This is a genomic window from Curtobacterium sp. SGAir0471, from assembly GCF_005490985.1.
Classification (GTDB): Bacteria; Actinomycetota; Actinomycetes; order Actinomycetales; family Microbacteriaceae; genus Curtobacterium.
Genome location: NZ_CP027869.1, coordinates 1,375,948 through 1,389,021 on the forward strand (window position 1 = coordinate 1,375,948; position 13,074 = coordinate 1,389,021).

The window sequence follows — 13,074 nt, forward strand, 5'->3', positions numbered from 1 at the left end:
CGTTGGTCAGACCAGCACCGACGGCGAAGGTCAGTGTCCGCGCGATCGCGGCACTGGCCTTCGCCGCTGTCGTCGTGGTGGCGCTCGACCAGGGCGTGAAGGCCCTCGTCGTCGCGAACCTGCCCTACGGCCAGGCCGTCCCGGTCCTCGGTGACGCGCTCCAGCTGCTGTACGTCCGGAACCCCGGCGCCGCGTTCTCGTTCGCGGTCAACATGACGTGGGTGTTCTCGATCGTCTCGACGGCGGTCGTCGTCGCCATCATCGTGTTCGCCCGGCGCATCCGGTCGATGTGGTGGGCGATCGTGCTCGGCATGCTGCTCGGCGGTGCGCTCGGCAACCTGCTCGACCGGCTCTTCCGTGAGCCGGGCTTCGGCCGCGGGCACGTGGTCGACTTCATCTCCACGCCGTGGATGATGCCCGCGATCTACAACATCGCCGACTCGTTCATCTGCGTGAGCATGGTCGTGTTCGTGCTCCTCGTCATCCTCGGGGTGAACCTCGACGGCACCCGCGCGCTGACCACGAAGCAGCAGCGCGCTGCTGACGCGGCCGCCCGCTCGGACGCGGCCGACGGGACGGAGTCGCCCCGTGCCTCCCGTCCGGTTGTGGCGGAGCCGGACCCGCGCGCGCCGCGCGACGGTCGCGACGTCCTCGGGCACGACGCGACGTGAGCGAGCAGCGTTCCCTGCCCGTGCCGGACGGACTCGCCGGCGAGCGGGTCGACGCGGCGATCGCGAAGCTGCTCGGGTTCTCGCGGTCCTTCGCGGCCGAGGTCGTCGCGGCCGGTGGTGTCCGGGTCGACGGCGTCGAGGTCGGGAAGTCCGACCGTCTGCACGCCGACTCGTGGCTCGAGGTCGAGTGGTCCCCGAAGGAACCCCCGCGCATCGTGCCGGTCGAGGTCCCCGGCATGCGGATCGTGCACGACGACGAGGACATCGTCGTCGTCGACAAGCCGATCGGCGTCGCCGCGCACCCCTCGCCCGGCTGGGACGGGCCGACCGTCCCCGGTGGGCTCGCCGCCGCTGGCTTCACGATCGCGACCTCCGGCGCCGCCGAGCGCGCGGGCATCGTGCACCGGCTCGACGTCGGTACCTCGGGCCTGATGGTCGTCGCGAAGACCGAGCTGGCGTACACGCACCTGAAGCGGGCGTTCAAGGAGCGCACGGTCGACAAGGTCTACCACGCACTGGCGCAGGGGCACCCCGACCCGACTGCGGGGACCATCGACGCCCCCATCGGTCGGCACCCGTCGAGTGACTGGAAGTTCGCGGTCACGGCCGACGGCAAGCCGAGCGTGACGCACTACGAGACCCTCGAGGCCTTCCGGTCGGCGAGTCTGCTCGAGGTGCACCTGGAGACCGGGCGGACGCACCAGATCCGCGTGCACATGGCGGCGACGAAGCACCCGCTCGTCGGCGACACGATGTACGGCGCCGACCCGGTGCTGGCCTCGGAGCTCGGGTTGACGCGGCAGTGGCTCGACGCGGTCCGGCTCGGCTTCGAGCACCCGCGCACGGGGGAGTGGGTCGAGTTCGAGGCGTCCTACCCCGACGACCTGCAGCAGGCGCTCGACCGCATCCGCGCCGCCTCGGCGTAGGCCGGCGGGGGGCCGGCGGGGCCGAGCTGGCTCGGCGATGGCCCGCTCGGCTCGCCGAGCGGGCCAGATCTGTCACACTCGGCGTCTTCGCGCGACGATCCTCGCCCACTCGACGAGTGACCGACGGCGTGTCCTGCCCGCTCGTTCGGCGGCCAGGTGATCCGCGTCGGCCTGGAGGCGCGTGGCGGCGCCGCCCTGCGCCTCCAGACCGACGTCGGGTCACGTCTGCCGCCTCCCTCGCCGCCGAGCGGCCCGGTTCCGTCGCGCTCGGCGCCGTCGGACGACGCCTTCCGCCGCTCGACGAACCGGCCGCGGCGTGTTCCGCCCGTTCGCAGGCGACCGCCGCTTCGGGCGGCTCCGCCTTCGCCGGCGGCTCCGCGCCCGGCGGCTCCGTTTCCGCCTCCGCCTCCCGGGCGCGGCGCAGCCGAGCGTGCAGTATCCGTCGCGGTCGACGGCATCTGCTGATGCCTTCCGCCCGCTCGGCGGAAGGCCTGCGGCGTGTTCCACCCGCTCGCAAGGCAGTGGCGCCGGGCGCCCGACGGCAGGCGCGCCGGACACGCGGGGGCCGTCGGTGCTGCCGGTTAGGCTTGTCCCGCCCCGCAGCAGTCCCCGTCGAAACCGGAGGTCCCGTGTCGGATTCCGACTCCTTCGTCCACCTGCACGTGCACAGCGAGTACTCGATGCTCGACGGCGCCGCCCGGTTGAGCGACCTGGTCGCCGAGACCGCCGCGCAGGGCATGCCCGCCGTCGCGGTCACCGACCACGGCAACATGTTCGGCGCGTTCGAGTTCTGGAAGGCGGCGAAGGCCGGCGGGGTCAAGCCGATCATCGGGACCGAGGCGTACATCACGCCGCGCACGCACCGGTCGGACAAGACCCGGGTGCGCTGGGGCGACGGCGGTGGGGACGACGTGTCCGGCTCCGGCGCGTACACGCACATGACGATGTTCGCCGAGAACACGACGGGCATGCACAACCTGTTCCGGCTGTCGAGCCGGGCGTCGATCGAGGGCTACTACTTCAAGCCCCGCATGGACATCGAGCTCCTCGACCAGTACCACGAGGGGATCATCGCGACGACGGGCTGCCCCTCCGGCGAGATCCAGACGCGCCTGCGGCTCGGTCAGTACGACGAGGCGCTCAAGGCAGCGGCGGACTACCGCGACATCTTCGGCAAGGACAACTACTTCGCCGAGATCATGGACCACGGGCTCGAGATCGAGCGCCGGGTGATCGAGGACGTCGTCCGCATCTCGAAGGACCTCGGCATCCCGCTCGTCGGCACGAACGACCTGCACTACACGCACTCGCACGACGCGAAGTCGCACGCCGCGCTGCTCTGCGTGCAGTCCGGTTCGACGCTCAACGACCCGAACCGCTTCAAGTTCGACGCCGACGAGTTCTACCTGAAGACGCCGCAGCAGATGCGCCACGTCTTCCGCGACCACCCCGAGGCCTGCGACAACACGCTCCTCATCGCCGAGCGGTGCAACGTCGAGTTCGACACCGCGGCGAACTACATGCCGAAGTTCCCGGTGCCCGAGGGCGAGACCGAGCACTCCTGGTTCGAGAAGGAGGTCGCGAAGGGCCTGCAGTACCGGTACCCGGACGGCATCTCGAAGGAGGTCCAGGACCGCGCCGACTACGAGGTCGGGATCATCAACCAGATGGGCTTCCCGGGCTACTTCCTGGTGGTCGCCGACTTCATCAACTGGTCGAAGAACAACGGCATCCGCGTCGGACCCGGCCGTGGTTCGGGTGCCGGCTCGATGGTGGCGTACGCGATGCGCATCACCGACCTCGACCCCATCCGCCACGGGCTGATCTTCGAGCGCTTCCTCAACCCGGACCGCGTCTCGATGCCCGACTTCGACGTCGACTTCGACGACCGGCGCCGCGGTGAGGCGATCAAGTACGTCACCGAGAAGTACGGGTCCGAGCGCGTCGCGCAGATCGTCACCTACGGCACGATCAAGGCGAAGCAGGCGCTCAAGGACTCCTCGCGCGTCCTCGGCTTCCCGTTCGGCATGGGCGAGAAGCTCACGAAGGCGATGCCGCCGCCCGTGATGGGCAAGGACATTCCGCTCACCGGGATCTTCGACAAGGACCACCCCCGCTACAAGGAGGCGGTCGACGTCCGCACGGTCGTCGAGACCGACCCCGAGGCGAAGACGGTCTTCGACACCGCGCTCGGGCTCGAGGGACTGAAGCGACAGTGGGGCGTGCACGCCGCCGGCGTCATCATGTCGAGCGAGCCGCTCATCGACATCATCCCGGTGATGAAGCGGGAGCAGGACGGCCAGATCGTCACGCAGTTCGACTACCCGGCAGCGGAGTCGCTCGGCCTGATCAAGATGGACTTCCTGGGCCTCAGGAACCTGACGATCATCAGTGACGCCCTCGACAACATCAAGTCGAACCGGGGGATCGAGCTCGACCTCGAGACGATGGGCCTCGAGGACGAAGCCGCCTACCAACTGCTGCAGCGCGGTGACACCCTCGGCGTCTTCCAGCTCGACGGCGGCCCGATGCGTGGTCTGCTCCGACTGATGAAGCCGGACAACTTCGAGGACATCTCCGCGCTCATCGCCCTGTACCGCCCGGGCCCCATGGGTGCGAACTCGCACACGAACTACGCGCTCCGCAAGAACGGCGAGCAGGCGATCACGCCGATCCACCCGGAGCTCGAGGAGCCCCTGCAGGACATCATCGGCACGACCTACGGCCTGATCATCTACCAGGAGCAGGTCATGGCCATCGCGCAGAAGGTCGCCGGGTTCTCGCTCGGCCAGGCGGACATCCTCCGCCGCGCGATGGGCAAGAAGAAGAAGTCCGAGCTGGACAAGCAGTACGCGGGCTTCGAGAAGGGCATGCAGGACAACGGCTACTCGGCCGCGGCGATCAAGACGCTCTGGGACATCCTGCTGCCGTTCTCGGACTACGCGTTCAACAAGGCACACTCCGCCGCGTACGGCGTGGTGTCGTTCTGGACTGCCTACCTGAAGGCGCACTACCCGGCCGAGTACATGGCGGCGCTGCTGACCAGCGTCGGTGACGCCCGCGACAAGCTCGCGCTGTACCTGAACGAGTGCCGCCGCATGGGCATCCGGGTCATGCCGCCGGACGTCAACGAGTCGATCGGCTTCTTCGCGGCCGTCGGCGACGACATCCGCTTCGGCATGGGCGCGATCCGCAACGTCGGCTTCAACGTCGTCGACGACATCGTGCAGGCCCGGACGGAGAAGGGCCCGTTCGAGTCGTTCCACGACTTCCTGCGGAAGATCCCGATCTCGTCGGCGAACAAGCGGACGGTCGAGTCGCTCATCAAGGCGGGTGCCTTCGACGAGTTCGGCGACACCCGACGTGCGCTGGTCGAGATCCACGAGGGCGCGGTCGAGGGCGCGGTCAAGGTGAAGCGCGACGAGGCCAACGGCAATGTCGGCTTCGACTTCGACTCGCTGTTCGCCGAGGTCGCCGAGGAGACGCCCGCGTCCGCGCCGGTGTCCCAGGTGCCGGACCGGCCGGAGTGGTCGAAGCGCGACAAGCTCGCCTTCGAGCGGGACATGCTCGGACTGTACGTGTCCGACCACCCGCTCGCCGGCCTCGAGATCGAGCTCGCGAAGCACCAGTCGATCACCATCGCCGACCTGATCGCCGCCGACGACGGCATCGAGGGCGAGACGGTGACGGTCGCCGGGCTGCTGACCAGCGTGCAGCACCGCGTCGCGAAGTCGAGCGGCAACCCGTACGGCATCGTCCAGATCGAGGACTTCGGCGGCGAGATCGGCGTGATGTTCCTGGGCAAGACGTACCAGGAGTTCGGCCCGTCCCTCATCGCCGACTCGATCGTGGTGCTGCGCGGCCGGGTCAACGTCCGCGACGACGGCAAGGCCCTGCACGCGGTGAGCATGTTCCAGCCGAACGTCGGCGATGCGATGGGCTCCGGACCGCTGACGCTCTCACTGCCGGAGCGCCAGGCGACGACGTCGACGGTGACCGAGCTCGCCGCCGTGCTCGGTCGGCACCAGGGCGAGACCGAGGTCCGGCTCCGGCTGCTCAAGGACGACGTCGCGCGGACGTTCGAGCTGCCGTTCCCGGTGAACCTGACGCCCGACCTGTTCGGCGAGCTGAAGAGCCTGCTCGGCCCGCGCTGCCTGGTCTAGGTGTCCGACGTGACCGTCCCCGGAGCACCGCGGCCCTCGGCCGCGGTGCTCCGGGCGTTCGGCGCGGGGGAGCGGGACCCGCTGCTCCTGCCCGGCGGGCAGGGCGCGACGTGGCGCGCCGGCGAGATCGTCCTGCGTCCGCACGGTGACGTTCGGGAGGCGCGGTGGCGGTCCGCCACGCTGGCCCGCCTCACGCACACCGACGGCTTCCGCACGCCACGTCCGGTCCCCGCAACCGACGGTGACTGGCTCGTCGACGGCTGGGAGGCCTGGGCGTGGCTGCCCGGTGCGACCGACCCGACCCGGGTCGAGGACGTCCTCGCCGCGGGGGCCGCCTTCCACCGTGCGGTCGCGCACCTGCCCCGTCCGGCGTTCCTCGACCCGGTCGACGACCCGTGGAGCCGGGCGGACCGGCTCGTCTGGGGACCCCGGCCCCTGCCGTCGGAGCCGCTGCTCGACCGGCTCGCCGCGGCCTTCCGCCCCGTCCGTGCGCTGTCGCAGCTGGTGCACCGCGACCTGCTCGGCAACGTGCTCTTCGCCCCGGGAGAGCCGCCGACCGTGTTCGACTGGGCGCCCACGTGGCGGCCGGTGGGCTTCGCCGCCGCGGTCGCCGCGGTCGACGCGGTGTGCTGGCACGGCGTTCCGGTCGAAGGACTCCCGGCGCTCGGGCAGCTCGCGACCGTGTCCGGGTGGCCCCAGTCCGCGTGGCCGGTGTCCGAGTGGCCGCAGTTCCTCGTCCGGGCGCTGGCGTTCCGCGTGCTCGTCCTGCAGCTGCTCGCGGCGTGGGACGACGACCAGGCCGCGCGCCACCGTCCCCTGGCGGACGCCCTGCTGTCGGGCGCCGCCGGTACGCTTGACGCCTGATGATGCAGCGAATCGACCTCCGCGGCGGCCTGCCCGCCCGTGCCGACCTCCTCCGCCTCATGCCGCGCGCCGTCGGTGACGTCTCGCACGCCGTCGACGCGGCGCGGGACCTCGTGGACGCGGTCCGGCAGCACGGTGCCACGGCGCTGCGCGAGCAGGCGGAGCGCTTCGACGGGGGAGCGCCGGAGCACGTCCGGGTCCCCGCAGCCGAGATCGCCGCAGCCGTCGCCGGCCTCACCCCGGACCTGCGCGAGGCCCTGGACGAGGCGATCCGCCGTGTCCGCGCCGCGAGCGCCGCGCAGGTCCCCGCCGGGTCGGTCACGTGCCTGGCCGACGGCGCCGAGGTGCACCAGCGCTGGCAGCCGATGCGACGGGTCGGGCTCTACGTGCCGGGCGGCAAGGCCGTCTACCCGTCGAGCGTCGTCATGAACGTGGTCCCCGCGCAGGTCGCCGGCGTCGGGTCGATCGCCCTCGTCTCCCCGCCGCAGCGCGACCACGGCGGGGGGGTGCACCCGACGATCCTCGCCGCAGCCGGACTGCTCGGCATCGACGAGGTCTACGCGATGGGCGGGGCCGGTGCGGTCGGCGCGCTGGCGTACGGCGTGAGCGAGATCGGCCTCGAGCCGGTCGACCTGGTCACCGGGCCGGGGAACAACTTCGTCGCCGCGGCCAAGCGCCTGGTGCGCGGTGTCGTCGGCATCGACTCCGAGGCCGGTGCGACCGAGATCCTGGTCATCGCGGACGACACCGCGGACGCGGGCTACGTCGCCGCCGACCTGGTGAGCCAGGCCGAGCACGACGAGCAGGCGGGCAGTGTCCTGGTGACCACCTCGCCCGCGTTCGCCGACGCGGTCGAGGCGGCGATCCCGGAACGGGTGGCGGCGCTGGGGACGGCTGCGCGCCTCCAGACCGCGCTCGACGGGCCGCAGTCGGCGATCGTGCTGGTGGACTCGCTGGCCGATGCCGCGACCGTGAGCAACGCGTACGGGCCGGAGCACCTGGAGATCCAGACCGCGGACGACGACGCCGTGCTGGCCGACATCGACGCGGCCGGTGCCGTGTTCGTCGGACCGAGCACGCCGGTCAGTCTCGGGGACTACCTGGCCGGGTCGAACCACGTGCTGCCGACCGGCGGTCAGGCACGGTTCGGGTCCGGGTTGTCGGCCTCGACGTTCCTCCGGCCGCAGCAGGTCATCCGGTACACGCCCGCGGCCCTGGCCGAGGTCGCGCCGCACATCGTGGCGCTCTCGACCGAGGAGCAGCTGCCCGGACACGGGGCCGCCGTCACGGAGCGGACCGCCCGAGCCTGAGCGCAGGCGTCGTCCACAGGATCGTCACCGCGCCCTGTGGATGCCGTCGAGCCGATAGCCTGGGGAGCGCCATGTTCTGCCCCTTCTGCCGCCACCCGGACTCCCGCGTCGTCGACTCCCGAACGAGCGACGACGGCACCTCGATCCGTCGCCGCCGCCAGTGCCCGAACTGCGGGCGCCGGTTCTCGACGACCGAGACCGCCTCGCTCAACGTCGTGAAGCGCAACGGCGTCACCGAGCCGTTCAGCCGCGACAAGATCGTCTCCGGCGTCCGCAAGGCGTGCCAGGGGCGCCCGGTGACCGACGGCGACCTCGCCGTGCTCGCGCAGCGCGTCGAGGAGACCGTGCGGTCGTCGGGATCGAGCCAGATCGACGCGAACGACATCGGTCTCGCCATCCTGGCGCCGCTCCGCGAGCTCGACGAGGTCGCGTTCCTGCGCTTCGCGAGCGTGTACCAGGCCTTCGACACGCTCGAGGACTTCGAGGACGCGATCGCGCAGCTGCGCCGCGACCACCACGCGGCCGTCGCTTCCGGTGGCGCCGACTCGGGCAGCGGCGCGTGAGCGGCGTCGCGGAGCGCGTCGTCCGCAACGGCTACGCGGTCGTCTTCCGGACCGTCTTCGCCAACATGGACCCGGAGCGGGCGCACCACATCGCCTTCGCGGTGATCCGGGCGCTGCCGAGGGTGCCGTTCCTGAGCGGGACGATCGAACGGTACGCCAGGCCCTCGGCCGCCGACGGCATCACGACGATGGGCATCCACTTCCCCTCGCGCTTCGGTCTCGCAGCCGGGTTCGACAAGGACGCCAAGGGCATCGCCGGACTCGGACTGCTCGGGTTCGGGCACGTGGAGGTCGGGACGATCACCGCGAAGGCGCAGCCCGGCAACGAGAAGCCCCGGCTGTTCCGGCTCATCCGAGACAGGGCGCTCGTCAACCGGATGGGCTTCAACAACCACGGTGCCGCCCGGGCCGCGCGCCGGCTCGAGCGGGCGCGACGCCACCCCGGCCGGCCGGTCATCGGCGTGAACATCGGCAAGAGCCGGATCGTCGCGGTCGAGGACGCCGTCGACGACTACCTCGAATCGACGCGTCTGCTCGCGCCGTTCGCGGACTACCTCGCGGTCAACGTCAGCTCGCCGAACACGCCTGGGCTCCGGGGTCTGCAGGAGGCCGACCAGCTCCGGCCGCTGCTCACCGCCGTGCGCGATGTCGCGGGTCGGACGCCGGTGCTGGTGAAGATCGCGCCCGACCTGACCGACGAGCAGATCGACGCGATCGCCGGGCTCGCCGTTGACCTCGGGCTCGCCGGGATCATCGCGAACAACACCACGATCGCGCGCTCCGGCCTGACCACGCCGGACGCCGAGGTCGAGGCGATGGGGGCCGGCGGGCTGTCCGGCGCACCGATCGCCGCCCGGTCGCTCGAGGTCCTGCGCCGGGTGCGCGCCGCGGTGCCGCAGGACTTCTGCGTCATCGCCGTCGGGGGAGTGACGAGCGAACAGGACGTGCAGGACCGCATCGACGCGGGTGCCACGCTCGTGCAGGGCTACACGGCGTTCCTCTACGAGGGGCCGACCTGGGCGATGCGCATCAACCGCCTCCGTCGTCGGCGGCTGCGGCGCGCAGCGCGGTAGTCGCCGGTTCCTGCCGTCCGGCGCTCGGCGCCGGGCGGTAGCGCCGACGCTCGGCGCCGCCGTGCGCTGTCGAGCGTCGCTCGGCGCCGCGCCGGGCCGCTCCGGTCGCACGACATGCCGTCCGATGCCGTTCACGTCGCACGACATGCCGCTCACCTCCGTCGCGGACGGCAAGTCGTGCGACCTGCACTCGTGCGACGGCCGCCCCAGCCCTGGTGCGGACAGCGGTGACCACGTCGCAGGCCGGAGTGGTGCGGCGGTGCTGTGCCGTGCCTCCAGACCGACAGCGACCGTCTCGTGGCGTGGCGTGGCGTGGCGCTGCTCGCCGACCGGGCAGGACATGCCGCTCGTGTTCGGCGAGCGGGCGAGATGTGTCGGCGCAGGGCACCGAGCGTGACAGAAGATGCCCGCTCGCCGGGGCCCGCGTCGGCGATCCGGACCGGGCGTCGGCGATCCGGACCGGGCGTCGGCGATCCGAACCGGGCGCGCGCCGGCACCTGCTGCTCACCGACCGGGCAGGACATGCCGCGCGTGTTCGGCGAGCGGGCGAGATGTGTCGGCGTGGAGTGCCGAGCGCGACAGGAAGTGCCCGCTCGCGGGAGCCCGCTGGGCCCGACGGACCACACCCCCGACAACGACGAAGCGCCGCCCGGCTCGGCCGGACGGCGCTCGTACGGAGACGTCGGAGGTGACTACAGCGAGGGGTACTGCCCGCGGCGCACCTGCGGCTTCGGCAGACGCAGGAAGCGCAGCTGCCACGCCCGGGTGAGGATGTAGAGGAAGGTCCCGCGCTGCATCTCACCGAACTTCGCGGTGAGCTTCTTCCGCAGCGACAGCCAGAGCACGATGCAGTCGAGCACGAAGAGTGCGACGAACGCCCACACCAGCAGGAGCGAGTACGACGCGAGCACGGTCTGCGCCGCGGCGAACCCGACGATCAGGAACAGCACGAGCACGGGCATCATGACCTCGCCCACGTTCCAGCGCGCGTCGATCCAGTCACGGACGAACTTCCGCTGCTCGCCCTTGTCCTTCGCGGGGAGGTAGCGCTCCTCGCCGTTGGCCATGCCGACACGGGCCTTCTCGCGCTCGGTGTTGAGGCGTGCGCGAGCGGCCTTCTTGTCCTGGGGGCTGTTGCCGACGAGCGGGCGACGATTGGCGGCCTCGCGCTCACGACGCGACGGCGTCGGACGACCCTTGCCGGACTCGAGGAGTTCCTCGTCCGACGGGGTGACGGTCGTGTTGGTCTTGGGGGCTGCCTTCGCCACGGTGCGTTCCTGACTGCGGTTGCGTGCTGGATCTCCTCTAGATTACGGGACATGACCGACACCGACCAGCACAGCCCCGCGACCGACCCCGCGCTCCTCGACGCCCTCCGCGAACACGTGCAGGGAGGCCTCCCGACCACGATCGCGGACCTCTCCGCGCTGGTCCGGCTGCCGTCGGTGTCGTGGTCGGCGTTCGACCCGGCGCACGTGCAGGCCAGTGCCGAGGCGGTCGCGGACCTGGCACGGTCGACGGGCGTCTTCGCCGACGACGCCGTCCGCATCGTCCGGTCCGCGGTCGAGGGGGAGACGGCCGGTGCCGAGGAAGCCGGCCGCGAGCTCGGGCAGCCCGCCGTCCTGGCGGTCCGGCCCGCCCGGAACGGGAAGCCGACCGTCATGCTCTACGCGCACCACGACGTGCAGCCGCAGGGCGACGACGCGCTCTGGGAGACCCCGCCCTTCGAGCCGACGCTCCGCGGCGACCGGCTGTACGGTCGCGGCGCCTCGGACGACAAGGCCGGCGTGATGACCCACATCGCCTCGCTCCGCGCCCTGCGCGCGCAGTTCGGCGACGACCTCGACCTCGGCGTCGTGCTGTTCGTCGAGGGGGAGGAGGAGTTCGGCTCCCGGTCGTTCCGCACCTTCCTCCGCGAGCAGAAGGAGCACCTTGCCGCGGACGTCATCGTGGTCGCCGACAGCGACAACTGGTCGGTCGACGTCCCCTCGATCACGGTGTCCCTGCGCGGCAACGTCACGTTCCGTGCGACGCTCACGACGCTCGAGCACGCGAGCCACAGCGGCATGTTCGGCGGCGCGGCCCCGGACGCGATGATCCCGATGGTGCGCCTGCTCGCCTCGCTGCACGACGACGACGGCTCGGTCGCCGTCGAGGGGCTCACCGCGTACGACGCCGACGTGCCCGAGCGCTCGGAGGCCGAGCTCGCCACGGACGCGGCACTGCTCGACGGCGTGCAGCCGGTCGGGACGGGCCCGGTGCTCTCGCGCATGTGGTTCCAGCCGTCGATCACCGTGACGGGCATGGACGTGCCGAGCGTCGCGAACGCGTCGAACACGCTGCTGCCGAACGTCGCGGCCCGCGTCTCGGTGCGCGTGGCCCCTGGTCAGTCCGCCACGGACGCGTACGCCGCCGTCGAACGGCACCTCCGCGCCCACGTGCCGTTCGGCGCGAAGCTCGACATCACGGAGGTCGACACGGGCGACGGCTTCCTCGTGGACACTGCAGGCTGGGCCGTGCAGGAGGCCCGCACCGCCATGCACGAGGGCTGGGGCGCGCCCGCGGTCGAGCAGGGCATCGGCGGCTCGATCCCGTTCGTGTCCGACCTCGCCGCGGAGTTCCCCGAGGCGCAGATCCTGGTCACCGGCGTCGAGGACCCGGACACCCGCGCGCACAGCCCGAACGAGTCGCAGCACCTCGGTGTGCTGCACCGCGCGATCGCCTCCGAGACCATCCTGCTGGCGCGTCTGGCGATGCGCGCCTGACCGGGGGACCGGCGCGGGACGCGACCGGGCCGGTGACGGACCGGGACAGCGGCAGGCCGCGACGGTGACGGGATGGAGCAGTGACGGACGGGAGGCCCGTGGCGACGCCGCCACGGGCCTCGCGTCCGTCGTCCGGTCCCGCCCTGTGGACGGCGCGCCCGTCCTGTCGGCTCCCGTGCTTACAATCGACCCAGGCGCGGTGACCGACACCGCCCGGAGGGAGACGCGCGGATGAGCGACACCATCATCGACAACGCACCGGCGACGGACGCACGCTCGCACGGCGTCGCGCTCAGCGACGCGGCGGCGGCGAAGGTGGCGAGCCTGCTGGAGCAGGAGGGCCGCGACGACCTCCGCCTGCGTCTCGCGGTCCAGCCCGGCGGCTGCTCGGGCCTGATCTACCAGCTCTACTTCGACGAGCGTCTGCTCGACGGGGACGCCACGGCCGAGTTCGGCAGCGGTGTCGAGGTCGTCGTCGACAAGATGAGCGTGCCGTACCTCGACGGAGCGACGATCGACTTCGAGGACACCATCCAGAAGCAGGGCTTCACCATCGACAACCCCAACGCGCAGGGCAGCTGCGCGTGCGGCGACAGCTTCCACTGACGCCTGCGGCGGAGCACTGTCCGCCCACCGAACCGACACGCGAGCGGGGAGCGACCGATCTGGTCGCTCCCCGCTCGTCGTCGCTGCCCGCACCGGGCCGCAGACCGGGGGAAAGCTGCCGACCGCGACCGTC

Annotated in this window: 10 protein-coding genes; 9 read left to right on the top strand and 1 reads right to left on the bottom strand. The window is 71.7% G+C overall.

Features of this window, described 5'->3' with window-relative positions; translation table 11 throughout:
- The first annotated feature begins 2 nt into the window (after positions 1–2).
- The 7 genes from lspA to C1N91_RS06350 all read left to right on the top strand — a co-directional run bounded on the left by lspA (position 3) and on the right by C1N91_RS06350 (position 9,570).
- The gene (lspA, locus tag C1N91_RS06320; protein WP_254678372.1) at positions 3–671 is read left to right on the top strand and encodes a signal peptidase II; all 669 of its coding nucleotides are present in this window, start codon (positions 3–5) and stop codon (positions 669–671) included.
- Positions 668–1,597, top strand: coding sequence for an RluA family pseudouridine synthase (locus tag C1N91_RS06325; protein ID WP_137767055.1), 930 nt, complete (start codon positions 668–670; stop codon positions 1,595–1,597). The genes lspA and C1N91_RS06325 overlap by 4 nt, the downstream gene beginning before the upstream one ends.
- A gap of 680 nt (positions 1,598–2,277) precedes the next feature.
- The gene (gene dnaE, locus C1N91_RS06330; protein WP_254678403.1) at positions 2,278–5,760 is read left to right on the top strand and encodes a DNA polymerase III subunit alpha; all 3,483 of its coding nucleotides are present in this window, start codon (positions 2,278–2,280) and stop codon (positions 5,758–5,760) included.
- A 9-nt stretch (positions 5,761–5,769) separates the two neighbouring features.
- Entirely contained in the window at positions 5,770–6,624 is an 855-nt protein-coding gene (locus C1N91_RS06335; protein ID WP_137767057.1) for a hypothetical protein, read from the top strand.
- Positions 6,624–7,934, top strand: a complete 1,311-nt coding sequence (gene hisD / locus C1N91_RS06340; protein WP_137767058.1) for a histidinol dehydrogenase — start codon at positions 6,624–6,626, stop codon at positions 7,932–7,934. Before C1N91_RS06335 ends, hisD begins: the two co-directional genes overlap by 1 nt.
- Before the next feature lie 71 nt (positions 7,935–8,005).
- Entirely contained in the window at positions 8,006–8,497 is a 492-nt protein-coding gene (gene nrdR / locus C1N91_RS06345; protein WP_137767059.1) for a transcriptional regulator NrdR, read from the top strand.
- A gap of 65 nt (positions 8,498–8,562) precedes the next feature.
- Positions 8,563–9,570 (top strand): quinone-dependent dihydroorotate dehydrogenase, encoded by a 1,008-nt coding sequence (locus C1N91_RS06350; RefSeq protein WP_254678404.1) that lies wholly within the window; start codon positions 8,563–8,565, stop codon positions 9,568–9,570.
- A 692-nt stretch (positions 9,571–10,262) separates the two neighbouring features.
- Here the strand turns inward: C1N91_RS06350 and C1N91_RS06355 are convergent.
- On the bottom strand, positions 10,263–10,838 hold the full coding sequence (locus tag C1N91_RS06355) for a DUF3043 domain-containing protein (RefSeq protein ID WP_137767061.1): 576 nt from the start codon (positions 10,836–10,838) through the stop codon (positions 10,263–10,265).
- Positions 10,839–10,889: 51 nt separating this feature from the next.
- Here C1N91_RS06355 and C1N91_RS06360 point away from each other — a divergent pair, with 51 nt between their 5' ends.
- Together C1N91_RS06360 and C1N91_RS06365 are read left to right on the top strand one after the other, a co-directional pair.
- Positions 10,890–12,335, top strand: coding sequence for a dipeptidase (locus tag C1N91_RS06360; protein WP_137767062.1), 1,446 nt, complete (start codon positions 10,890–10,892; stop codon positions 12,333–12,335).
- Between the two features lie 231 nt (positions 12,336–12,566).
- A complete protein-coding gene (locus C1N91_RS06365) occupies positions 12,567–12,941 on the top strand; it encodes a HesB/IscA family protein (RefSeq protein WP_058729751.1) in 375 nt (124 codons plus the stop codon).
- The last annotated feature ends 133 nt before the right edge of the window (positions 12,942–13,074 follow it).

Bases quoted from the DNA above. Each gene is read 5' to 3' on its own strand.
- hisD (WP_137767058.1), top strand. From the start codon at position 6,624: ATGATGCAGCGAATCGACCTCCGCGGCGGCCTGCCCGCCCGTGCCGAC.
- C1N91_RS06360 (WP_137767062.1), top strand. From the start codon at position 10,890: ATGACCGACACCGACCAGCACAGCCCCGCGACCGACCCCGCGCTCCTC.
- dnaE (WP_254678403.1), top strand. From the start codon at position 2,278: ATGCTCGACGGCGCCGCCCGGTTGAGCGACCTGGTCGCCGAGACCGCC.
- C1N91_RS06350 (WP_254678404.1), top strand. From the start codon at position 8,563: ATGGACCCGGAGCGGGCGCACCACATCGCCTTCGCGGTGATCCGGGCG.
- nrdR (WP_137767059.1), top strand. From the start codon at position 8,006: ATGTTCTGCCCCTTCTGCCGCCACCCGGACTCCCGCGTCGTCGACTCC.
- C1N91_RS06365 (WP_058729751.1), top strand. From the start codon at position 12,567: ATGAGCGACACCATCATCGACAACGCACCGGCGACGGACGCACGCTCG.